We start from the raw sequence: 22,243 nt of genomic DNA, 5'->3' as shown, positions 1-22,243 counted from the left end.
GGCTCCCCCAGCCACGTAAAGGCCGACCCATAGCAGATTATTGGCCGGATAACGAATTTTCGCGCGGCCCCTAGCGCAAAATGTCCGGCTGGGCCAGCGCCTTCCCGTAAAGCGCGGCATAGGCATCGACCATTCGCGCTTCGTCGAAATCGCGACTGGCGCGTTCCTGGTTCGCACGGCCCAGTCGGGCGCGCAGTCCGGCATCATCCGCCAGCGCACCCAAGGCAGCGGCAAGCTGCTGTTCATCCGGCACGATGAAGGGGCGGTTTTCAGGCGCGACCATATTCGCAACGTCGCCGACATCCATCGCCGCGACGGGGACGCTCGCCGCCATTGCCTCTACCAGTGAGATCGGGAATTGTTCGCTGTCCGAGGATAAAGCGAAGATGTCGAAAAGGCCGACGAAGCGCCACGGGTCGGTCATGAAACCGGCAAGGCAGATATCGTCCAGGCCATGGGAAGCGGCTTCGGCGAGGATGACGTCGCGTTCCGGGCCTTCGCCGACGACCGCCAGTTGCAGGCGGTCGCGATGGGCGGCGACCGCGCGGACAAGACGGGGAATGTTTTTGACCGCGCGCAGGCCCGCCAGTGTGCCGACGAGCAGTTTGCCCGGCGTGCGGCCAAGGGCGGGGATGGCATCGGGCGCGGGCGGCGTGACGTAACGGGCCACGTCTATGCCGTTGCGGATGAGGTGGACCTTGTCCGCCGGTTGTCGCCAGACCTGACGGGCGATGCTTTCGAGGCGCACGGAGGGGACGACGAGAGCCTCGGCGCGCTGGAGGGCGAGGCGGCGGTAGAGGTTGCGCTGGGGCTTCAATCCATTGGCTTCGTCGGCGTTGAAGCCGTCCTCATGATGGATGAGGGGAGGCAAATGCATGAATGAGGTGGCGAAGCGATGGGATATTGCGGCGTCCATCGCGCCCCAGTTGTAAGTCAGTATCAAATCGAAACTTTTCAGGAAGTTCGCGATCTCGCGAAAGCGGCGCAGGCCGGGGCGGCCCGTGAGAGGCGGCGGCGTGGGGAAGTCCACCTGTAGCGCCGGGTCGATGGCGTCGCGGGCGCCCATGGCGTCCGGCGCGGCGCTGACGATGCTGTGATGGGCGCGATCGCCCCAGAGGTTCATGAGGCGGACAGCCCGCGCTTCCTTGCCGCCCAGCGAGAAGCTGCCATGCACATGAAGCAGCCGGGGCGGCCGCGCCAAATCTTCAGCCACGGAGGACGCGGGCAAGCAGACGGTCGACCGCCGCCACCGATTCCGGCTCGTCCAGCGCGGGAGCATGGCCGACGCGGGGCACCACGGTCAGTTCCGCGCCTTCGCCTATTTCCGCGACCATGCGCCGCGCGGTGGCGTCGCTCAGCAGATCCGAATGCTCCCCCCGCAATATCTGCGTCGGAATGCCGCGAAAGGCGGCCATGACGGGCCACATGTCGGGAGCCGCTTCCTCTCCGCCGGTCAGGCGCAGGGGTTCGGCGACGCGCATGTCATAGTCCAGCACGATACGCCCCCCCGAGTTGAGGCGGTAAAGACGCTTCGCCATGGCGATCCATTGTTCGAGATCATAAGCCGGGTAGATGTCGCGGTTGGATTCCTCCAGCGCGCGGGCCGCATGGACCCAACTGGGATGCGACTGGCCGATGCCCACATAGGTGCGGATGCGCGCCAGCCCCGCTTCCTCCAGCGTCGGCCCCACATCGTTGAGCAACGCGCCCGCCAGCCATTCCCGATGGGTCGCGGCGATCAGCATGGTGATGAGCCCGCCCAGCGAGGTGCCGATGGCGACGAAGCGCGTGACGGCAAGGTCCGCCAGCAGCCGCCCTATATCCTGAAGATAGGTGAGCGGCACATAGGTCATCGGGTCTTTGGCATAGGCGCTTTCGGCCCGCCCGCGCATGTCGGGGCAAATCAGCCGCCATTGGCCCGCGAGCCTTTCGGCAAGCGGCTCGAAATCGCGGGCGTTGCGGGTGAGGCCGGGCAGGCAGAGCAAAGGCGGCCGCCCGTCATCGCCCCCCGCTTCCTCGCCACCATAGTCACGATAATGGAGGCGCAGGCCATCGGGGGACCACCAAAATCCATCGGTATAGCCGCTCAACCTTGATCCCTCCGCATAATGTCCCCCATATCGCCGTATGAACGCGCCCCTGCAACCCGCCAAATATAGCCCCGCCCATGAAATCGCCGCGCTGATGCCCGACATCGGCGATCCGGTCGAAGCGGCGGACTTCCCGCAAACCATCCTGCGCTTCCGCAATGATCGCTGGGCGGAGGCCGTCGGGCTGGAAACATGGAACGATGAGGAATGGACCAGGCATTTCGGCCGCTTCCATCCCTTGCCAGGTTCGATGCCCAACCCATTGGCTTTACGGTATCATGGGCATCAGTTTCGCAGTTATAATCCGCAGATCGGGGACGGACGCGGCTTCCTGTTCGCGCAGTTGCGGGACGGCGCGGGACGGCTGCTGGACCTGGGCACCAAGGGTTCGGGGCAGACGCCCTATAGCCGCTTTGGCGACGGCCGGTTGACGCTGAAAGGCGGAGTGCGGGAAATATTGGCGACCGAAATGCTGGAAGCGCTGGGCGTCAACACGTCCAAGACATTCTCGCTGATCGAGACGGGCGAAGCACTGGAGCGCCATGACGAACCGTCCCCTACCCGCGCCGCCGTTCTGGTGCGGCTCAGCCATTCGCATATCCGCATCGGGACTTTCCAGCGCGCGGCCTATTTCGACGACAAGGCGCTGCTGGAGAAGCTGACCGACTATGCGTTGACCCGGCTTTACGGGGAAACGCCGGGAGATAATCCGCCGGTGCAGCTGATGACGCGGGTGATCGAGCGGACCGCCGATCTGGCCGCGAGCTATATGGTCGCGGGCTTCGTGCATGGCGTGCTGAACAGCGACAATATCAATGTGACGGGCGAGAGTTTCGATTATGGGCCGTGGCGGTTCGCTCCCACATGGGACAACGGCTTCACCGCCGCCTATTTCGACGAGACAGGTCTCTATGCCTTCGGGCGACAGGCCGAAGCGATCCACTGGGACGCCGCGCAACTGGCGGTGTCGCTGCGCCCGCTGGTGGAGGCGGAGCCGCTGGTCGAGCAGATGGAGCGGTTTCCGGCCCTGTTCAGCGAGGCGCTGACGCGGCGTTTCTGCTGGCGGCTGGGGGTTGCGACCGACGGCGATGCATCGGCGCTGGTTCAGGCCGCCGTGCGAGGGATGGTCGAGACGGGGACGGAGATCGACCGCTTTTTCCATGACTGGCGCCGTGGCAAGGCGCGGGCGGCGGGACGCTATGCCGATGAAAGCTGGGCGCCTTTTCGCGAAGTCGCAAGTGGGTTCGAGGCGAATGGCGACCGGACGCATCCCTATTGGACGGACGAGAATCCCTGCTCCATGCATATCGGGGAAGTGGAGGCGATCTGGAGCGCCATCGACCGGGAGGACGACTGGCGACCCCTTTACGACAAGATTGCCGCGATCCGGCGCATGGGCGAGGCGCATGGAGACGCGCCGAAGGTGCCGTGATGGGTGGCCAAGTGCGGGCAACCGCCCATAACCGCCATTCAGCGTCACCCCTTCCCTCTCCCACCTTTTTCGGCCATATCGGGGCAGCATGAGCTCCGCATTAACCTCGTTCGAACCGGCCACCGGCGCGCTTTTATGGCAAGGGGCAGCCGGCAATGTGGATGAGGAAGTGGCGCGCGCCGCTACGGCATGGCCGCAATGGGCCGCCCAGCCCATCGCCTATCGCATCGAAACGCTGCGCCGCTTCGTCAATGTCGTGCGCGCGCATGAGGACAAGCTGGCCGACCTGATCGCGCGGGAAACCGGCAAGCCGCTGTGGGACGCACAGACCGAAGTGGCCGCCGTAATGGGCAAGGTCGACATTTCCGTGTCCGCCTATGCCGAGCGGACGGGGCAGAAAAGGCTGGATGCCGCCATGGGCGCGCGCCAGTCCGTGCGGCACAAGCCGCATGGCGTGATGGCGGTGCTGGGGCCGTATAATTTCCCCGCGCATTTGCCCAATGGTCATATCGTCCCTGCCCTGCTGGCGGGTAACAGCGTCGTGTTCAAGCCTTCGGAAAAGACGCCCGCCGTGGGCGAGATGCTGGTGAAGCTTTATCATGAGGCGGGCATACCGCAGGATGCGATCCGCCTGCTGCTGGGCGGGGCGGAGGAAGGCAAGGCGCTGACCGCCCATGGCGATGTGGGGGGCGTGCTGTTCACCGGGTCGGCGCAGACCGGGATCGCGATCAACCGGCAATTCGCGGGCGAACCGGGCAAGATATTGGCGCTGGAGATGGGCGGCAATAATCCGGCGATCGTCTGGGACACGCCCGACATCAACGCCGCGGCGACTCTGGTGGCGCAGTCGGCCTTTCTCTCCAGCGGGCAGCGCTGCACCGCCGCCAGCCGCCTGATCGTGAAGGAAAGCATCGCCGACGCCGTGATCGCGGAGGTCAAGAAGATCGCCGACCGTCTGATCATCGACCATCCCCATGCCGACCCCACGCCCTATATGGGGCCGGTGATCGACGAAGCGGCGGCGGACGGGCTGACGGAAAGCTTCCTCTATCTGATGAGCAATGGCGGCAAGCCGATCAAGCATATGGTCCGCCCGGTGAAGGGCCTGCCCTTCGTGACGCCCGCCATCATCGACGTGACGGCCATGGCGGAGCGGCCGGATGTGGAGCTGTTCGGGCCGCTGCTCCAGGTGGTGCGCGTGCCCGATTTCGATGCCGCCATCGCAGAGGCGAACAATACCCGTTTCGGCCTGTCCGCCGCGCTGATCGGGGGATCGCCCGAGCAGTATAATCAGTTCTGGACTCAGGTGCGCGCCGGTATCGTCAACTGGAACCGGCCCACCAACGGCGCTTCATCCGCCGCGCCCTTTGGCGGGGTGGGGATTTCGGGCAATCATCGGCCCAGCGCCTATTATGCAGCGGATTATTGCGCCTATCCCGTGGTTTCATCGGAAATCGAGCAGCCGCGCGCCTCCATCGGCGTGGGATTGAAGCCCATCGACACGGGCGCGATGGGGGATTGAAAAGGCGGGGCTTTTGCGGCCGCAACTTTTCCTACGCCCCGGTAAAAGCATTCTGGATTGCAGTTGGGCTGCGCCTTCGCCATGTGGGCCAGCATGGCCGAACATGCACCTGCCACCGTTTATCTCGTCGGCGCGGGACCGGGCGATCCGGACCTGCTGACGCTGCGCGCCGCCCGCCTGATCGGCGCGGCGCGGGTGATCGTGCATGACGGGCTGGTGTCGCGCGAGATATTGGCGATGGCCGCGCCGGGGGCGCAGCTGATCTCCGTCGCCAAGCAGCGCAGCCGCCATTCCATGCCGCAGGAGGAGATCAACGCGCTGCTGGTGCGGCTGGCGAAGGGCGGACAACCCGTTGTGCGGCTGAAGGGCGGCGATCCCTTCATCTTCGGGCGCGGCGGCGAGGAAGTGGACGCCTGCCGCGAAGCCGGCGTGCCGGTGGAAGTGGTGCCCGGCATCAGCGCGGCGATCGGCAGCGCGGCGCAGGCACAGCTCCCCCTCACCCACCGCGCCGCATCGAGCGCGGTCAGCTTCGTCGCGGGTCAGTGCAAGGGGCTGACGGATCAGGACTGGTCCGGCCTTGCGGGCAAGGGACGGACGCTGGTCATCTACATGGGCGTGGCGACGGCGGCGGACATCGCCGACAAGCTGATGGCCGATGGCGTCGCGCCGGGGATTCCCGTCGCGGTGTTGGAAAATGGCACGCGTCCCGATATGCGGACGCTCCGCACGCTGCTCGCCGATCTGGGCGAGATGGTGGCGCGGGAACAGGTGAAGAGCCCGGCGCTGATCGTCGTCGGGGAAGTGGCGGCACACGCGCTGGCGCGCGATGTGCTGGCGGGATGGAGCGCGCAGGCGGAAATGGTTTCGGAGATGCATAAGTGAAGATCTTGACCGGCAATGACCTTGGCACCGGCGACGTGATCTGGTGGGCGGGCGACGGCTGGTCGCGGCAGGTGGGCGATTCGGCCGATGTCGGCGACAAAGGCGACGAACTGGTCCGCGCCGAGGAGGCCGCGCAGCGCGTGGTCGGCGCTTATGTGATCGACGCCACCGTGACGGACGAAGGTATCCGTCCCGCGCATATCAAGGACCGCATCCGCGCGCTGGGACCGACAGTGCGCCCCGACCTGACGCTGAAACCGAATGACGCCGATGCCGGCAACTGGGTGATCTGAACCATGTATCGTTACGACAGCTACGACCAGTCCATCGTCGACGCCCGCGTCGAGGAGTTTCGCGACCAGACCCAGCGCCGCCTGGCAGGGCATCTGACCGAGGACCAGTTCAAGCCGCTGCGGCTGATGAACGGCCTCTATCTGCAGCTTCACGCCTATATGCTGCGCGTCGCCATCCCCTATGGCACGCTGTCGGGCAGGCAGATGCGGAAACTGGGCGAGATCGCGCGCAAATATGATCGCGGCTACGGCCATTTCACGACCCGCACGAACATCCAGTATAACTGGATCAAACTGGCCGACGCGCCCGACATCCTCGCCGAACTGGCGACGGTGGAGATGCACGCCATCCAGACCAGCGGCAATTGCATCCGCAACATTTCTTCGGATCAATATGCGGGCGTGGCCGCCGACGAAGTGGCGGACCCCCGCCCCTGGGCCGAATTGCTGCGGCAATGGTCGACCTTCCACCCGGAATTCACCTACCTGCCGCGCAAGTTCAAGATTTGCGTGATCGCATCGGAAGACGACCGCGCGGCGATGCGCCTGCACGACATCGGCCTCAAGCTGGTGAAGCGCGGGGATGAGATCGGCGCGGAGGTTTATGCCGGCGGCGGCATGGGACGCACGCCGATGGTCGGGCCGCAAATCAGGGACTTCGTGCCCGAAGATGAGATCGTGTCTTATCTGGAAGCGTGCCTGCGCGTCTATAACCGCTATGGCCGCCGCGACAACAAGTTCAAGGCGCGGATCAAGATCCTGGTCCATGAACTGGGCGTCGAGGAATATAAGCGGCAGGTCGAGGAAGAGTTCGCCCATATGCGGACGCTGGGGCTGAACCCGCCCCGCGAGGAACTGGACCGCATCCGCCCCTTCTTCGCGGGTCCGGCCTATGAGCAGGGCCTGTCCGACGCCATCGACCGCAGCGACCCGGCCTTCGCACTGTGGGTCGACCGGCAGGTCGCGGCGCACCGGCAGCCGGGCTATGCCATCGTCAATATCAGCCTGAAGCCCGTGGGCGGTATCCCCGGCGACGCTTCGGCCGAGCAGATCGATCTGGTCGCGGACCTGGCGGAGCAATATTCGCTGGACGAACTGCGCGTGACCCATGCACAGAATCTCGTCCTGCCGCATGTCAGGAAAGCCGACCTCTACGCCATCTGGCAGAAGCTGGACGAAGCGGGACTGGCGGAGGCCAATCTGGACCTGATCACCGACATCATCGCCTGCCCCGGTCTCGATTATTGCAGCCTGGCCAATGCGCGGTCGATCCCGCTGGCGCAGAAGCTGTCGGAGCGTTTCGCTTCGCCGGAGCGGCAGAAGGATCTGGGCGAACTGAAGCTCAAGATTTCCGGCTGCATCAACGCCTGCGGCCATCACCATGCGGGCCATATCGGCATCCTTGGCGTGGACCGGAAGGGCGTGGAGAATTTCCAGCTCCTGCTCGGCGGATCGGGCGCGGAGGATGCTTCGCTGGGCCAGATCACCGGCCCCGGTTTTTCCGAAGACGGCGTGGTCGACGCGATCGAGAAGGTCACGGACATCTATCTGGCGCAGCGGGAGCAAGGCGAACGCTTCCTCGACACCTATCGCCGCATCGGCATGAAGCCCTTCAAGGAGGCGATCTATGGTTGAGTTCCTGTCCTTCCGCGAAGGCGAAGCCACGCAGGAACCGACCGTGACGGTGGAATCCTTCACTGGCCAGTCCAATTCCACCGCCGTCCGCATAGAAGCGGGCGAGGATGCGCGGGAATTGCTGCCCTATCTGGACCGCCTTTCGCTGGTGGAGGTGAACTTCCCGGCTTTTGGCGACGGGCGCGGCTATTCGGCGGCCCGCATCCTGCGCGAAGCGGGCTATGCGGGCGAATTGCGCGCGGTAGGCGACGTGTTGGTGGACCAGATCGTCCCCATGCGCCGATGCGGCTTCGACAGCTTCCGCCCCGACAAGGCGCTGGACGATGCCGCCGTCGAACGTGCGCTCAATCGCTATGCCGACGTCTATCAAAAGACCGTCGACGGCCGCCGCCCGGTTTGGGCGAAACGGCACCCGGAGACAGTGGATGGCTAAAGCCGCTCGTGAAATCGACCTGATCGACGCCCGCCCCGCCTTTACGCAGGCGGAAGCCGACGCGCTGAACGCGCGTTTCGAAGGCGTCGACACGATGACGATGTTGCGGACCGTCTTTACCGAAGGGCTGGCGGGCCATGTCGCCGTCGTCTCCTCCTTTGGCACGGAAAGCGCGGTGCTGCTGCATCTGGTGGCGCAGGCGGACCCCAACGTGCCGGTGATCTTCGTCGATACGCTCAAGATGTTTGGCGAGACGCTGGATTATCGCGACACGCTGATCCGCGCGTTCGGCTTCACCGACAGCCGGGTCATCACGCCCAAGCCCGAGGTGATCGCGGCGAAGGACGAGACGGGCCTGCGTTGGTCCTATGACCCGGACGGCTGCTGCGACATCCGCAAGGTCGAGCCGATGGCCCGCGCCAAGGATGGGCTGGACGCGTGGATTTCCGGGCGCAAGGCGTTCCAGTCGGTCACGCGGCAGAACCTGCCCCGCTTCGAGGTCGAGGACGGGCGGCTCAAGCTCAATCCGCTGGGCGACTGGACCAAGGACGATCTGGAAGCCTATTTCGCCGAACATGACCTGCCGCGCCATCCGCTGGAGGCGCAGGGTTATCTGTCCATCGGCTGCGAACCCTGCACGTCCAAGGTGCTGCCGGGCGAAGATCCGCGCGCAGGCCGCTGGCGCGGGTGGGAAAAGGTGGAATGCGGCATCCACACGCCGGTTTCGCCCATCGCGCCGGCCATCGATCCCGACGATCCGGCCAACCAGCCCGTATTCTGAAACGACCCGCCATGGCGTGTAGGGGTGGAGGCTTTCCCTTTGCGCGCAAATGGTTAGAATGGCCCTTTGCCGTAAGGAGAGGGTCATGCCCGTCGAACTCAAGATCCTGGTCTGGGGCGTGGTCTTGCTGCTGGTTCACATCTTCGCGGCGGCGCACCTCAAGACCAGACAATTTGGCCCCCGGTGGAACATGGGCGCGCGGGACGAAACGCTGCCGCCGCTGCGGCCCGTGGTCGGTCGTTTCGTGCGGGCGCAGGCCAATTTTCAGGAAACCTTCCCTATCGCCATCGTCGCGCTGATCGGTGTCGTCGTGGCGGGCCGAACGAGTGAATGGACGGCGCTGGGCGGCTGGATCTGGCTGGGCGCGCGGGTCGCGTATCTGCCGCTTTACGGTGTTGGCGTGCCGATGGTGCGGACGCTTGCCTATGCGGTCAGCCTTGTCGGGCTGGCGATGGTGCTGACGCCCTTGTTCCGGGGCTGACTTCCTCGGGCTACTCGTAGCTTTCCATGTAGCTGCCCTCCGCAAGGTCGGAAAAGCGGGTGATCTTGGCGTCGAACTTCATGCGGATGCGGCCCGTGGAGCCGTGACGCTGTTTGGCGACGATCAGTTCGGCGAGGCCGTAAATGCGTTCCATTTCCTGCGCCCATTCCAGATGCTCGGGGCTTTCCTTGTTGCCCGGCTCCTTGGCGGCGACGTAATAATCCTCGCGAAAGACGAACCAGACCATGTCGGCGTCCTGCTCGATAGAGCCGGATTCGCGCAGGTCCGATAGCTGCGGGCGCTTGTCCTCGCGCTGTTCGACTGCGCGGCTGAGCTGGGACAGGGCCAAAACCGGACAGTTCAGTTCCTTCGCCAAGGTCTTGAGGCCGCGGGAAATTTCGGAAATTTCCTGCACGCGGTTGTCGCCGCCCTTGCCGGTGCCTTGCAGCAACTGGAGATAGTCGACGATGACGAAGCCGATGTCGTGGCGGCGCTTCAGGCGACGGGCGCGCGTGCGGAGGGCGGCGATGGTGAGGCCGGGCGTGTCATCGATGAACAACGGCAGTTCCTGCAACTCGCGGGCGGCGCGGGAGAGGTTCTGGAAATCGGCCCGGCTGATCTTGCCCATGCGGAGCGCTTCGCCGCTGATGCCCGACTGTTCGGCAAGGACGCGGGTGGCAAGCTGATCCGCCGACATTTCGAGGCTGAAAAACGCTGTTTTCGCGCCCATATTCTTTTCCGGCGGGATGCCGTCGGCATTATCGCGCAGCCAGCGGGACGCGGCATTATAGGCGATGTTGGTGGCGAGCGAGGTCTTGCCCATGCCCGGACGGCCGGCCAGGATCATAAGGTCCGAATTGTGCAGGCCGCCGATCTTCTCGTTGAGGCTGTTGATGCCGGTGGTGATGCCCGACACATGGCCGCCGCTGTTGAGCGCGCGTTCGGCCACGGCCACGGCCATGGTGGTGGCGGCGGCGAAGCTCTTGACCGAGCCGACTTCGCCCTCCCCTTCGGATACTTTGTAGAGCGAGACTTCAGCCTGCTCTATCTGTTCGCGTGGATTGACATCCTCGCTGGTATCCAGCGCATTTTCAACGAGTTCCCGCCCGACATTCACAAGCTGACGCAGCAAGGCGAGGTCGTAAATCTGCTGCGCGAAGTCCCGCGCGCCCAGCAGCGCGGCGCCATTGCCGGTCAACTGCGCCAGATAGGCCGCGCCGCCCAGTTCCTTGAGCGCAGGGTCCTGATCCAGCATGGGCTTGAGCGTCACCGGATTGGCCACCATGTCACGCTCGACCAGCCGCATCACCGCTTCGTAGATGCGGCCATGGAGCGGTTCGAAGAAATGTTCGGGCTTGAGCTTGAGCTGAATATCCTCGGCGATGCGGTTGTCGATCATCAGCGCGCCAAGCAGCGCCGCCTCCGCCTCCACATTGCGCGGCAATTCGGGGCCACCCGCTTCGGCGGCGGCATTGATCTTCACCAGTTCAACCATTGCCCCCTCATCGCGCCGCTGGAGCGCCCGCGCAAGATGCGAGTTCGAAACGATCTGTGGATAAGTCCCGCTTGCATTTCGCCGTCCCTCGCCGCAGTGACGGAAGCCTGCACCATGGCCGATCCGCGCATCATAGACATAAAGCTCGACGAGCGCACGATCCTGTGGCGCAACGCCGATGTGGAGCAGGAACGGCGCATCGCGATTTTCGACCTGTTGGAGGATAACCACTTCGCGCCGCAGCGGGTGCATGAAGATGGCTATGCCGGTCCCTACAGGGTGGTGCTGCGGGTCGAGGACGGGCGACTGGTCGTGGAAATGCGGCGGGAGGATGACAGTCCGCTGGAAGCCGTGATCCTGGGCCTGGGGCGGTTCCGCCGCCCTATCCGGGAATATTTCGCGATCTGCGACAGCTATTATCAGGCGATCAGCAATGCATCGCCCCAACAGATCGAAACGGTGGACATGGCCCGGCGCGGCATCCACAATCAGGCGGCCGAAATGCTGATGGAAAGGCTGGAGGGCAAGATCGCGGTGGATTTCGACACCGCGCGGCGGCTCTTCACGCTGATCTGCGTATTGCATATCAAGGGGTAGGGACAATCAGGGGGCTGACTTCGCGGCAATGGCTGGCGCGCATGGGCTTTGCGCTGGCCGTGAGCGCGGCGCTGGTGACGGCGCTGTGGCTGTTCGCGCGCGGCTGGGCGCCGGACCGCGAGCATTATCCGATGCAGGGCGTGTCGGTGGGTGCGGGCAATGGCGTCATCGAATGGGGCACGCTGGCGGCGCAGGGGACGGATTTCGCCTATATCCGCGCCGCGAACGGCCGGGGACAGCGCGATCCCGCCTTTGGAACCAACTGGGCCGAAGCGCGCAGGGCCGGGATGCGCTATGGCGCGTTGCTGGACTTCAGCCTGTGCCGCAGCGCCTCCAGCCAGGCGACCCCCTTCATCACGACGGTGCCGCGCGACAATGCCGCCCTGCCCCCCGTGATCCGGCTGGCTTTCGATCCGGGCTGCACGGCCAGGCCGGGCCGGGACAAGGTGCTTTCGGAACTCAACACGCTGGTCAATTTGATCGAAAGCCATGCGGGCAAGACCGTGGTGCTCAATGTGACGAAGGATTTCGACACGGATTACGACATCGGATCGGGCGTGAATCGCACGCTCTGGCTGGACGGTAATTTCTTTCCGCCCGATTATGCGACGCGGCCATGGGTGGTGTGGACCGCCAGCAACATGCGGCATATCGACGGCGTGGACGGCCCGGTACGGTGGAGCGTGGTCGCGCCATGACGAAAAATGCATCCGCAAAGGCTCTGGTGGCAAAGGCTCTGGTGGATGCCGCGCGGGAAGCGATGGCCCATGCCCATGCGCCCTATAGCGGCTTTGCCGTGGGCGCGGCCGTGCGGTTGACCGATGGGCGGATCGTTACCGGGGCGAATTTCGAGAATGCAAGCTATGGGCTGTCGCTCTGTGCCGAGACGGTGGCGCTGGCGACCGTCAATTCGCAGGGGCGGCTGGCCGACGTGGAGGCGATCGCCGTGGCGGGCGGAGCGGATGGCGCCATCATCGCGCCCTGCGGCCGGTGCCGTCAGGTCATGCATGAAGCGGAGCAGATTGCAGGCCGGCGCCTCCCCGTCTATTGCGCTGCTGCAAGCGGTGAGGCCATGATAGAGCATAGCGTTTCCGCGCTGCTGCCTTATGCCTTCGGTCCTGTGGACCTGGGCGTCACAACGAAGAAGAGAAGCTGAGGACCAATGGCCATCCAGTCGGACAAATGGATTCGCGAGCAGGCCCTGAACAGCGGCATGATCGAGCCTTTCGTGGAAAGCCAGCGGCGCGACGGGTGCATCAGCTATGGCCTGTCCTCCTATGGCTATGACGCGCGGGTGGCGGACGAGTTCAAGATCTTCACCAATGTCGACAGCGCGGTGGTGGACCCCAAGGATTTCGCCGCGAACAGCTTCGTCGACCGCAAGACCGACTGCTGCATCATCCCGCCCAACAGCTTCGCCCTTGCCCGGACGGTCGAATATTTCCGGGTGCCGCGCGACGTGCTGGTGATCTGCCTTGGCAAATCCACCTATGCGCGGTGCGGGATTATCGTGAACGTCACCCCGCTGGAGCCGGGCTGGGAAGGGCATGTGACGCTGGAATTTTCCAACACCACGCCGCTGCCCGCCAAAATCTACGCCAATGAAGGCGCATGCCAGTTCCTGTTCCTGCAAGGAAATGAACCGTGCGAGGTCAGCTATGCCGACCGGGCGGGAAAATATATGGGCCAGCAAGGGGTGACATTGCCGCGCCTCTAAAGCCGTGCGACAATCGGCCGCATGATCGCACCGCCCGCATGGCTGCGCCGCAAAGCGCCGATATCAGCGCCGCCCTCGCCCAGCGTCGGCGACGACCGGCGGGTTTATGCCATTGGCGACATTCATGGCCGGGACGACTTGCTGCGCGATCTGCTGGCCTTGATCGCGCGGGACAGCGAGGCGAGAGGAGCCATTCCCACATACCTCATCCTGCTGGGCGATCTGGTCGATCGCGGCCGCTGGTCGGCGCAGGTGATCGAACGGGCGATGGAGTTGGCGCGAACCAATCCCCTCGCCCGCTTCGTCAAGGGCAACCATGAGGAAGCGTTCCTGATGGCGGCGCGCGGCCATGTGCGCGCAACCCATTATTTCCGGCAATATGGCGGAACGGAAACGGCGGCCAGCTATGGACTGGCTCTGTCGGATTGCGATGCGATGGACGATGCGGCGCTGGCGGACTGGATGCTGGGCAATGTGCCCCGTGCCCATGTCGATTTCGTCGACGGGTTTGAGGACAGCGTGACGATCGGCGATTATTTCTTCGTCCATGCCGGGGTGAAGCCGGGCGTTCCGCTCCACGCCCAGTCTCCCGACGACCTGCGCTGGATCAGGACCGAATTTCTCGACCATCGCGACGGGCATGAAAAGATGATCGTCCATGGCCACAACATCAGCGAGAATGTGGACGAACGGTCCAACCGCATCGGCATAGACACCGGCGCCTATCGATCCGGGCGACTGACGGCGATAGGGTTGCAGGGGACAGCGCGCTGGTTCCTCCAGACGGGGGTGGAGTGCGCGGCTTGAAAGAGGATGCGGCTCCCACCGGGCTTTGATGGCGGGTTTCGCCTTACCATTTGCCCCTGCCAACCCTCAATGCCGGAAAGGGGCCGGCGCCCGACGCGCCGAACCCTTTCCCGTAACGTCGCAGAGGCCTTTTCAACCGTGCAGCTTGATCGCCGTTTCCGCGATCTTGCGGCCCTGATAGCGCGCGCCCGCCAGTTCTTCTTCGCCCGGCTGGCGGCTGCCGTCACCATCCGCAATGGTCGTGGCGCCATAGGGCGCGCCGCCGCGCACCTTGTCCACGCCCATCTGTTCGGCAAAGCCATAGTCCAGCCCCACGATCACCATGCCGAAATGCAGCAGGTTGGTGATGATGGAAAAAAGCGTCGTTTCCTGCCCGCCATGCTGGCTGGCGGTGGAGGTGAAGGCGCCGCCGACCTTGCCATTGAGCGCGCCGCGCGCCCACAGGCCGCCCGCCTGATCGAGAAAAGCGGCCATCTGGCTCGACATGCGGCCAAAGCGCGTGCCGGTGCCCACGATGATCGCGTCATATTCGGCCAGGTCCGCGACAGTGGCGATGGGGGCATCCTGATCCAGCTTGAATCCGGCCTTCTGCGCGATTTCCAGTGGCGCGGTTTCGGGCACGCGCCTGATGTCGACCTGTGCGCCCGCGCTGGCCGCGCCTTCCGCGACGGCTTTCGCCATGGTTTCGATGTGGCCGTAGGTGGAATAATAGAGAACCAGAACCTTTGCCATGTCAGTGCTCCTTGATGGAATGAAGGGGAAAGTGGCCGCCCGCGTCAGGGGGAGGGAGACGCGGGCGGCCTGTCGGCCCGTGGGAGGGCGGGCCTATTCGCTGTCGACCAGGACGATTTCGCTGTCCTCGATCGCCGTGATGGTGATCGGCTGACCGCCGATGATCGCGGCGCCGTCCCGTGCCTCGAAGGCTTCGCCGTCAATCTCGATCCGGCCGGTGGCGGGGACGAGATAGAGGTGGCGGCCCGGCGCGCTTTCATAGGTCACGCTGTCCCCGGCCTTCACCGTTCCGCCCAGCAGGCGGGCGTCGGCCCGGATGCGAAGCGCTTCGGCGTCATCCTCATAACCGCTGGCCAGAACCGCCAGCTTGCCGGAACGGTCGCCCTTGGGGAAAGGCTTCGCCCCCCAGCTTGGGGAACCGCCCCGCGCCCGCGGAATGACCCAGATCTGGAAGAGCGTGGTCGTTTCGTCCTCCAGATTATATTCGGCGTGGCGGATGCCGGTGCCCGCGCTCATCACCTGGACGTCGCCCGCTTCCGTGCGGCCCTTGTTGCCAAGGCTGTCCTGATGGGTGACCGCGCCCTGGCGGACATAGGTGATGATCTCCATGTCGGCATGAGGATGCGGCGGAAAACCGGACCGCGCGGCGATTTCATCGTCGTTCCACACACGGATCTTGCCCCAGCTCATGCGGTCGGGATCATGATAGTCCGCGAAGGAAAAATGATGCCGCGCATTCAGCCAGCCATGGTCGGCATGGCCGAGCGACGCGAAGGGGCGGCGCTCGATGCGGCTCGCGGTGTTCGTGCTCATATGCTTGCCTTTCAATATTCGGCCGGAGGGTTTCCGGCTTGCTTTCCGACAATCTAGCGATCAGGATCGTTTCTTGAATAAGCAGCATTGAAACGGATTGTTTCCCTTATGCGTCTCCCCGATTTCGAAGCCTGGGCCATGTTCGCCGCCGTGGTGGAGCATCGCAGCTTCACCGACGCGGCCAAGGCGCTCAGCGTTTCGAAAGCCACGGTTTCCAAGGCGGTCACGCGGCTGGAGCAGCATCTGGACACCAGCCTCTTCAACCGCACCAGCCGCCGCCTTTCGCTGACGGAAAGCGGGAAGCGGCTCGCCGCCCATGCCGAACGCATCCTGTCCGAAGGCGTCGCGGCGGAAGAAGCGGCGCGCGATGAAACGGCCGAGCTGTCCGGCACCGTGCGCCTGGGCGCGCCCATGACCTTCGGACTTTTGCGGATCGCGCCTTTGATCGCGCAATTCTGCAAGGAACATCCGTTGGTGGATGTGGACCTGCACCTGTCCGACGCCCGCATCGACCTTGTGGAAGCGGGGCTGGATGCGACCATCCGCATCGCCGACATGCCGGACAGTTCGCTCCGTGCGCGCAAGCTGGCGGATGTGACCCTGCATGTCGTCGCGTCGCCTGCCTATCTGGCCGAACGGGGGCGGCCCACCCATCCATCCGACCTGAGCGGTCATGATTGCCTGTGCTACGCCAATGCGCCCACGCCCGATGTGTGGCGTTTTTCGGGGCCGGGGCAGCAGAATGTGGTGGTGCAGGTCCATTCGCGCATCACCGTCAACAGCGGCGAAGCGATGCTGCCCGCGTTGCGGGACAGCGTCGGCATCGCGCGGCTGCCCGATTTCATCGTGGGCGACGCACTGGCTTCGGGCGAGTTGGAGGAGATATTATCCGACTGGCGCCCACCCGCCTTTGGCCTGCATCTGGTCACGCCGCCATCGCGCCTGCGGCCCGCGCGGGTCGAGGCGCTGCTTGATTTCCTGGCGCGGCACCATGGCTGCTGACATTCTGTTTCACAGGTGAATCACGCTTGACTCCAGGCCTGTCGTTTCGCCCCTCAACCCTTTGTAAATAGATTCTTTTGAGCGCGACTCGTGGAATCCTGCGGGTTAGCGAAAAATTAACCTTTGTCCTTCAGAAGTTTTTTGGTTAATGAATTACAGCAGATGCCGTTCTGGTGGGGTGAACGGACCTGTTACCAAAAGGGGCTTCACATGCGCGTCCTGCTTATTGAAGATGAACCGACCACGGCCAAGGCGATCGAGCTTATGCTCACCACCGAAGGGTTCAACGTCTATACGACGGACCTGGGCGAAGAGGGCCTCGATCTTGGCAAGCTCTATGATTACGACATCATCTGCCTGGACCTGAACCTGCCGGACATGCACGGCTATGACGTGCTCAAGAAGCTGCGCGCAGCGCGGGTGCAGACGCCGGTGCTGATCCTGTCGGGCGTGGCGGAGATGGACAGCAAGGTCCGCTCCTTCGGTTTTGGCGCGGACGATTATGTGACCAAGCCGTTCCACCGCGAAGAATTGATCGCGCGCATCCACGCCGTCGTCCGCCGGTCCAAGGGCCATTCACAATCGGTCATCCGCACCGGCAAGCTGGCCGTCAACCTGGACGCCAAGACCGTGGAAGTGGACGGCAACCGTGTTCACCTGACTGGCAAGGAATATGCGATGCTGGAGCTGCTTTCGCTCCGCAAGGGCACCACGCTGACCAAGGAAATGTTCCTGAACCACCTGTATGGCGGGATGGACGAACCGGAACTCAAGATCATCGACGTCTTCATCTGCAAGCTGCGTAAGAAGCTGGCGCTGGCCTGCGGCGGCGAAAATTATATCGAGACGGTCTGGGGCCGCGGCTATGTGCTGCGCGATGCCGAGGAAGAGACGCAGGTTCAGACCAAGGTCGCCTGAATGTCCTGAAATAGCAGGGGGGTGGAAAGGCCGGCGGTCCTCGCGGAGCGCTGGCCTTTTCCGTTGGCTTAGAGCCAGCGCCCGCGCAGGCGTGGCGCTGCCCGCCTCAGCATGAACACATGCTTGGGCTGTTGCTGGCCGAAAACTGCATTTCCCAGAACCGTCCCTCCTTTTTTTCTCTCGTCATGTCACACCGCGCCTTTCCCGATCGTCATGACTGCACAACCCCAAGGAAAGGAACTGTCATGACCGCCAAGCTCGATCCCTTCGCCGCCGCGCCGCAGCTCATGAAAAGCTGGTTCGCGACGTCCAATGCCGCGAACGCCAGCCTGGAGCCGAGCCTCATCGAACTGGTGAAAATCCGCGCGTCGCAGATCAACCAGTGCGCCAATTGCATCAATATGCACACGCTCGACGCACGCGCGCAGGGGGAAACGGAACAGCGCATCTATCTGTTGTCGGCCTGGCGGGAAGCGCCATGCTATACCCCCCGCGAGCGCGCGGCGCTGGCATGGACCGAAGCCCTGACGCGCCTTTCGGAAGGGCACGGCCACGGGCAAGCCCATGAGGCGTTGAGAGCCGAGTTTTCGGAGGAGGAACAGGTGAAACTCACGCTGATGATAAACGTCATCAACGGGTGGAACCGTTTGGCCGTCGGCTTCGACCTCTGGTACGATCACGTACCCGCGAAGGTCGCCGCCTGATGACCGCCGGGGCGCAGCGGGATGCGGCGGACAGCTTCGACCCGCTGCGCCCCCGGCTGGTCCGGGTCGCATACCGGATGCTGGGATCGGTCGCCGATGCGGAGGATGTCGTGCAGGACGCCTTCCTCCGCTGGATGGGCACGGATCGGGCACTGGTGCGCGAACCGGAAGCCTTTTTGCGCCGGACGGTGACGCGGCTCTGCCTCGATCAATTGAAGTCGGCGCGGCGACAGCGGGAAAGCTATGTCGGCCCATGGCTGCCCGATCCGGTGGTCGGCGAGGAGGAGGTGGAAGAAGATGTTACGCTTCCCCTGATGCTGGCGCTGGAAAGGCTGTCCCCGCTGGAGCGGGCGGCTTTCCTGCTGCATGACGTTTTCGGTGTCGGCTTTGAGGAAGTCGCCCTCACCATTCACCGCGATGCCGCCGCCTGCCGCCAGCTTGCCGCGCGGGCGCGACGTTTTCGGTGTCGGCTTTGAGGAAGTCGCCCTCACCATTCACCGCGATGCCGCCGCCTGCCGCCAGCTTGCCGCGCGGGCGCGCAGTCATGTGCGGGAGGCACGGCCCCGCTTCCAGATCGAACAGGAAAGGGGGCTGGAAATCGCACAGGCTTTCTTCACCGCATCGCGCAGCGGCGACATGACAAAGCTGGGCGCCATGCTGGCCGCCGATGTCAGCATGCACAGCGACGGCGGCGGCAAGCGTCCCGCCGCGCTCCGGCCGGTGCTGGGATGGAAGCAGGTGATCCAGTTGCACAAGGCGCTGGCGGTGATGTTCGGCAAATATGGATCGGCGCTGGTCCGCACCGTCATGGTGAACGGCCTGCCCGGCTTCATCACGCGCGAGGCGGACGGCGAATTGCAGACCACCGCCCTCGACATAGAGGATGGGCAGGTCCGCGCTATCTATGTGACGCGCAACCCCGACAAGCTGCGCCACCTGCACTGAGTTTTCAGAGGAAGATGCGGCGGGCGAAAGGCGATTTGCGGATAAGTTGCCAGCAGGCCAGCGGCACGAGAAGCGCAACGGGCAGCAGCCATACCTTGGGCAGATAGGGCGTCAGATAGTGAATCAGCGCGACGTGCAGATACATGATGACCAGTGAGGCCTGCCCCAGAAGCACCAACGGACCTTTCCATATTTTCGGCACCACCGGTGACAGGCGAAAGAGGATGAGCGACGTCGCGATGGCCGATGCGATCGACAGGATCGGCCAGCCATAATCCCCGGCCTTCATGTTGAGCGTGGGAAATAACGACAGCAGGCCGCAGGCCGACAACAGGAGCAGCGGCGCCATCATCCATCGGTTCCCGCCGATGCGCCGCCACGCCGCGCCCGTCCAGAGCAGGAAGAACGCCATCGGCACGGTGAGCAGGCCCAGCGGCGATATATCGGTCGCCCAACCCAGCGCATAAGCCGCGATCAGGCTGATCGCCGCAGCCACGCCCCATCGCCTGTCCAGCGGATCGGGCCATCGAACCAGCAACGCATTGAACGCGATCCGCCCGAACATCAGGCACGGCACGAACCAGAAGATCGTATAGGGACCGCGCAGCCATGATCCACCCAGCAGGATCGGCATCAAATCGTGCGGCCATTGATGAAAGATGGGGCGGTTGCCCTTCAGCGGCTCGATCAACTGGTCCGCCGCGATCAGCAGCAGCAGAAAGGCGAAATAGGGCCGCATCTGCCCTTCAACCTGCGCCCATGCGAACTTTCCGGCAGGGCGTGGCCGGGTGAGATAGCCCGACAACAGGAAAAACAGCGGCATATGAAAGCTGTAGAGCGCATCCCGCACGCCCCCCCGCGTCCATATATGGGCAATGACGACCGCGATGATGCCGACGCCGCGCGCGACATCGACCCATTCCAGGCGTTCCCCCTTCATGCGGGCGCCATAGTGCTGTTGTTCATCGTCTCCACCCCTTATAGGAGGGCCCGCCCGCCCCTGCCTTCCTTTCCGAACGGATCGTTACCTTGTCCCTGCTCAATGACAAAGTCCTCTTCATCGACGGTGAAGCCATCATATTGAACAAGCCCGCCGGGATGCCGGTCGATGCGCCCCGCGACGGATCGCTCAGCCTCGAAAATTATCTGTCGTCACTGACCTTCGGCTTTCAGCGCTGGCCACTGGCGGTGCATCGGCTGGACCGGGACACCAGCGGTTGCCTGTTGCTGGCCCGCAACCCCAAGGCGCACAAACGCTTTGCCGCCGCGTTCGAGGCCGGGACGGTGGGGAAACGCTATCTCGCGGTGCTTGAGGGCGTGCCTACGGACGAAAGCGGCATCATCGACATGCCGCTGAACAAGATCAGTAGCGCGGCGGAGGGCTGGCGCATGGTGGCCGATCCCAAGGGCAAGAGCGCCATCACCCATTGGCGCAAGATCGCGGAAAAGGATGGCCGCGCGCTGATCGCCTTCACGCCGCGCACCGGGCGCACGCACCAGATCCGCGTTCATGCCTCCCAAGCGCTTGGAGCCGCGATCGTGGGCGATCCGGTCTATGGCACGGCTGGAGAACCCATGCTGCTCCATGGCCGGTTCCTGAGCGTCCCGCGCAGCGGCAAGCCTGCCGTCGAGGCCATTGCTCCGCTGCCGCCGACATTCGAAGCGGCGGGATTTGGCGAGGATTATCTGGACGACGGCGCCTGACCCGCGCCGCTGACGCAAATTTTCTGGTTTCTTATTGAAACGGACAAGTCGCGGCATATATCTGTTGCGGCGTCCCATGGCGCACATTGGATGGCCCGGCAGCTCCTCCCCTCCCCCTCGCTGCCGGGTCATTTTTCCGCTTCTTTTGCATCGGCCCGCTTTGCGCTACATCGCGGCCATGCCCGCCATCCAGATCACCCGATCCATTGCCATCGACAGCGATGAGATTTCCGAGACTTTCGTCCGCTCGACGGGCGCGGGCGGCCAGCATGTCAACACAACCGACAGTGCGGTGCAACTGCGCTTCGACGTCGCGAACAGCCCATCCCTTCCCGAAGCGGTCAAGCACCGGCTGGCCGCGATCGCGGGTCGGCGGATGACGGCGGAGGGCGTCCTGATCCTGCGGTCGGAAGGATCGCGATCCCAGCTCATGAACCGGCAGGAGGTGACGGCGCGGCTGGTCGACCTGATCCGGCAAGCGACCATCGTGCCCAAGAATCGCAAGGCTACAAAACCCACCAAGGCATCGAAAACGCGGCGGATGGATGGGAAGGCCAAGCGGGGCGCGGTCAAGAGCCTGCGCCGCAAGCCAGTCGATTAGACGCGGCGGGGCCTGAGCCGAAACCGGGCGTTCACGCGCACGAAGTCATGGTGGCATTCCCACGGGCCGGAACCTATATGCGCGCCATGTTCGATTTTGCCCCCACCGCAGATAGCGACAAGCCGACGCTCTATGCGGACCTGCTTTCCGCCGCCGATGCCCTGACGAGCGGAGAGGCGGACGCCATCGCCAATATGGCGAATATCGCGGCGCTGATCTGGCAATGGCTGCCCGACCTCAACTGGGCGGGTTTTTATCGCATGATCGACGGCGAACTGGTGCTCGGCCCGTTTCAGGGCAAGGCCGCCTGCATCCGCATACCGCTGGGCAAGGGCGTTTGCGGCACGGCGGCGCAGACGCGGCAGACGCAACTGGTGGATGATGTCCACGCCTTCCCTGGACATATCGCCTGCGACGGCGCCAGCGCCTCTGAAATCGTGGTGCCCATCGTGCATCAGGGTGAGCTGATCGGTGTCCTTGATCTGGACAGTCCGCTTGTCGCCCGGTTCGACAGAGGCGATGCTGCGGGACTGGAAGCGTTGGTGGCCCGGATCGCCGCGCGTATCGGCTGACATCCATCCTCCCTTCCTGACCCGTTTCGGGACAGGTCAGTGCGCCCTCCATCCTTGGAAAGGCGCGGATCACCATGCTAAACAGGC

Annotated in this window: 27 protein-coding genes; 21 read left to right on the top strand and 6 right to left on the bottom strand. The window is 64.2% G+C overall.

What is annotated here, in order from left to right; translation table 11 throughout:
• Positions 1-70: 70 nt before the first annotated feature.
• Both LDB26_RS06710 and LDB26_RS06705 read right to left on the bottom strand, forming a co-directional pair.
• Positions 71-1,213: a glycosyltransferase gene (locus tag LDB26_RS06710; protein ID WP_257541262.1), complete on the bottom strand. Its 1,143-nt coding sequence runs from the start codon at positions 1,211-1,213 to the stop codon at positions 71-73.
• Complete coding sequence (locus tag LDB26_RS06705) at positions 1,206-2,090, bottom strand: alpha/beta fold hydrolase (protein ID WP_257541260.1); 885 nt, start codon at positions 2,088-2,090, stop codon at positions 1,206-1,208. Before LDB26_RS06705 ends, LDB26_RS06710 begins: the two co-directional genes overlap by 8 nt.
• 37 nt (positions 2,091-2,127) lie before the next feature.
• Between LDB26_RS06705 and LDB26_RS06700 the strand changes: the two genes are divergently transcribed.
• From LDB26_RS06700 to LDB26_RS06665, 8 genes are all read left to right on the top strand, one after another.
• Entirely contained in the window at positions 2,128-3,522 is a 1,395-nt protein-coding gene (locus LDB26_RS06700; protein ID WP_257541258.1) for a protein adenylyltransferase SelO family protein, read from the top strand.
• A gap of 88 nt (positions 3,523-3,610) precedes the next feature.
• The gene (astD, locus tag LDB26_RS06695; RefSeq protein ID WP_257541256.1) at positions 3,611-5,044 is read left to right on the top strand and encodes a succinylglutamate-semialdehyde dehydrogenase; all 1,434 of its coding nucleotides are present in this window, start codon (positions 3,611-3,613) and stop codon (positions 5,042-5,044) included.
• Between the two features lie 93 nt (positions 5,045-5,137).
• The gene (gene cobA / locus LDB26_RS06690) at positions 5,138-5,926 is read left to right on the top strand and encodes a uroporphyrinogen-III C-methyltransferase (protein WP_257541254.1); all 789 of its coding nucleotides are present in this window, start codon (positions 5,138-5,140) and stop codon (positions 5,924-5,926) included.
• Positions 5,923-6,219 carry a DUF2849 domain-containing protein gene (locus tag LDB26_RS06685; RefSeq protein ID WP_062065157.1) on the top strand — a complete coding sequence of 99 codons (297 nt, stop codon included), beginning with the start codon at positions 5,923-5,925 and terminating at the stop codon, positions 6,217-6,219. The genes cobA and LDB26_RS06685 overlap by 4 nt, the downstream gene beginning before the upstream one ends.
• Before the next feature lie 3 nt (positions 6,220-6,222).
• The gene (locus LDB26_RS06680) at positions 6,223-7,854 is read left to right on the top strand and encodes a nitrite/sulfite reductase (protein ID WP_062065155.1); all 1,632 of its coding nucleotides are present in this window, start codon (positions 6,223-6,225) and stop codon (positions 7,852-7,854) included.
• Entirely contained in the window at positions 7,847-8,287 is a 441-nt protein-coding gene (locus LDB26_RS06675; RefSeq protein WP_062065152.1) for a DUF934 domain-containing protein, read from the top strand. The genes LDB26_RS06680 and LDB26_RS06675 overlap by 8 nt, the downstream gene beginning before the upstream one ends.
• Positions 8,280-9,068, top strand: coding sequence for a phosphoadenylyl-sulfate reductase (locus LDB26_RS06670; RefSeq protein ID WP_062065149.1), 789 nt, complete (start codon positions 8,280-8,282; stop codon positions 9,066-9,068). Before LDB26_RS06675 ends, LDB26_RS06670 begins: the two co-directional genes overlap by 8 nt.
• Positions 9,069-9,153: 85 nt before the next feature.
• A complete protein-coding gene (locus LDB26_RS06665; protein WP_257541252.1) occupies positions 9,154-9,549 on the top strand; it encodes an MAPEG family protein in 396 nt (131 codons plus the stop codon).
• A 10-nt stretch (positions 9,550-9,559) separates the two neighbouring features.
• Here LDB26_RS06665 and LDB26_RS06660 read toward each other — a convergent pair whose 3' ends face one another.
• The gene (locus LDB26_RS06660) at positions 9,560-11,044 is read right to left on the bottom strand and encodes a replicative DNA helicase (RefSeq protein ID WP_257541250.1); all 1,485 of its coding nucleotides are present in this window, start codon (positions 11,042-11,044) and stop codon (positions 9,560-9,562) included.
• Between the two features lie 114 nt (positions 11,045-11,158).
• On the opposite strand from LDB26_RS06660, the gene LDB26_RS06655 reads away from it, so the two are divergent.
• The 5 genes from LDB26_RS06655 to LDB26_RS06635 are packed head-to-tail and all read left to right on the top strand — an operon-like array spanning position 11,159 to position 14,165.
• A complete protein-coding gene (locus tag LDB26_RS06655) occupies positions 11,159-11,641 on the top strand; it encodes a UPF0262 family protein (RefSeq protein ID WP_062065142.1) in 483 nt (160 codons plus the stop codon).
• A 41-nt stretch (positions 11,642-11,682) separates the two neighbouring features.
• Complete coding sequence (locus tag LDB26_RS06650) at positions 11,683-12,339, top strand: GH25 family lysozyme (RefSeq protein ID WP_257541248.1); 657 nt, start codon at positions 11,683-11,685, stop codon at positions 12,337-12,339.
• Positions 12,336-12,797, top strand: coding sequence for a cytidine deaminase (locus tag LDB26_RS06645; RefSeq protein WP_257541246.1), 462 nt, complete (start codon positions 12,336-12,338; stop codon positions 12,795-12,797). The genes LDB26_RS06650 and LDB26_RS06645 overlap by 4 nt, the downstream gene beginning before the upstream one ends.
• A gap of 6 nt (positions 12,798-12,803) precedes the next feature.
• Complete coding sequence (gene dcd / locus LDB26_RS06640) at positions 12,804-13,358, top strand: dCTP deaminase (RefSeq protein WP_062065134.1); 555 nt, start codon at positions 12,804-12,806, stop codon at positions 13,356-13,358.
• A 21-nt stretch (positions 13,359-13,379) separates the two neighbouring features.
• Positions 13,380-14,165, top strand: a complete 786-nt coding sequence (locus tag LDB26_RS06635; protein WP_257541243.1) for a metallophosphoesterase — start codon at positions 13,380-13,382, stop codon at positions 14,163-14,165.
• A 132-nt stretch (positions 14,166-14,297) separates the two neighbouring features.
• Here LDB26_RS06635 and wrbA read toward each other — a convergent pair whose 3' ends face one another.
• Both wrbA and LDB26_RS06625 read right to left on the bottom strand, forming a co-directional pair.
• On the bottom strand, positions 14,298-14,897 hold the full coding sequence (wrbA, locus tag LDB26_RS06630; RefSeq protein WP_257541241.1) for an NAD(P)H:quinone oxidoreductase: 600 nt from the start codon (positions 14,895-14,897) through the stop codon (positions 14,298-14,300).
• Positions 14,898-14,990: 93 nt separating this feature from the next.
• Entirely contained in the window at positions 14,991-15,710 is a 720-nt protein-coding gene (locus LDB26_RS06625) for a pirin family protein (RefSeq protein WP_257541239.1), read from the bottom strand.
• Positions 15,711-15,818: 108 nt separating this feature from the next.
• Here LDB26_RS06625 and LDB26_RS06620 point away from each other — a divergent pair, with 108 nt between their 5' ends.
• The 5 genes from LDB26_RS06620 (at position 15,819) to LDB26_RS21615 (ending at position 19,279) form a co-directional block, all read left to right on the top strand.
• A complete protein-coding gene (locus tag LDB26_RS06620; RefSeq protein WP_062065119.1) occupies positions 15,819-16,712 on the top strand; it encodes a LysR family transcriptional regulator in 894 nt (297 codons plus the stop codon).
• 210 nt (positions 16,713-16,922) lie between these two features.
• Positions 16,923-17,630, top strand: a complete 708-nt coding sequence (gene ctrA / locus LDB26_RS06615; RefSeq protein ID WP_062065116.1) for a response regulator transcription factor CtrA — start codon at positions 16,923-16,925, stop codon at positions 17,628-17,630.
• A gap of 245 nt (positions 17,631-17,875) precedes the next feature.
• Positions 17,876-18,334 (top strand): carboxymuconolactone decarboxylase family protein, encoded by a 459-nt coding sequence (locus tag LDB26_RS06610; protein WP_062065114.1) that lies wholly within the window; start codon positions 17,876-17,878, stop codon positions 18,332-18,334.
• Positions 18,334-18,810 carry a sigma factor gene (locus LDB26_RS21620; RefSeq protein ID WP_373886171.1) on the top strand — a complete coding sequence of 159 codons (477 nt, stop codon included), beginning with the start codon at positions 18,334-18,336 and terminating at the stop codon, positions 18,808-18,810. The genes LDB26_RS06610 and LDB26_RS21620 overlap by 1 nt, the downstream gene beginning before the upstream one ends.
• Positions 18,713-19,279 carry a hypothetical protein gene (locus tag LDB26_RS21615; protein ID WP_373886170.1) on the top strand — a complete coding sequence of 189 codons (567 nt, stop codon included), beginning with the start codon at positions 18,713-18,715 and terminating at the stop codon, positions 19,277-19,279. The genes LDB26_RS21620 and LDB26_RS21615 overlap by 98 nt, the downstream gene beginning before the upstream one ends.
• Positions 19,280-19,283: 4 nt before the next feature.
• Here LDB26_RS21615 and LDB26_RS06600 read toward each other — a convergent pair whose 3' ends face one another.
• Entirely contained in the window at positions 19,284-20,219 is a 936-nt protein-coding gene (locus LDB26_RS06600) for an acyltransferase family protein (RefSeq protein ID WP_062065108.1), read from the bottom strand.
• Positions 20,220-20,308: 89 nt separating this feature from the next.
• On the opposite strand from LDB26_RS06600, the gene LDB26_RS06595 reads away from it, so the two are divergent.
• The 3 genes from LDB26_RS06595 to LDB26_RS06585 all read left to right on the top strand — a co-directional run bounded on the left by LDB26_RS06595 (position 20,309) and on the right by LDB26_RS06585 (position 22,156).
• Positions 20,309-20,983, top strand: coding sequence for an RluA family pseudouridine synthase (locus LDB26_RS06595; RefSeq protein WP_257541237.1), 675 nt, complete (start codon positions 20,309-20,311; stop codon positions 20,981-20,983).
• Positions 20,984-21,161: 178 nt separating this feature from the next.
• Positions 21,162-21,584, top strand: coding sequence for an alternative ribosome rescue aminoacyl-tRNA hydrolase ArfB (gene arfB, locus LDB26_RS06590; RefSeq protein WP_062068756.1), 423 nt, complete (start codon positions 21,162-21,164; stop codon positions 21,582-21,584).
• Between the two features lie 86 nt (positions 21,585-21,670).
• Positions 21,671-22,156: a GAF domain-containing protein gene (locus LDB26_RS06585; protein ID WP_257541997.1), complete on the top strand. Its 486-nt coding sequence runs from the start codon at positions 21,671-21,673 to the stop codon at positions 22,154-22,156.
• The last annotated feature ends 87 nt before the right edge of the window (positions 22,157-22,243 follow it).

Origin of the sequence: Sphingobium sp. CFD-1, from assembly GCF_024611115.1 — a bacterium.
GTDB classification, from domain to species: Bacteria; Pseudomonadota; Alphaproteobacteria; order Sphingomonadales; family Sphingomonadaceae; genus Sphingobium; species Sphingobium baderi_A.
Note: the sequence above shows the minus strand (reverse complement) of the source record. Positions and strands in the feature narration are given on the sequence as shown.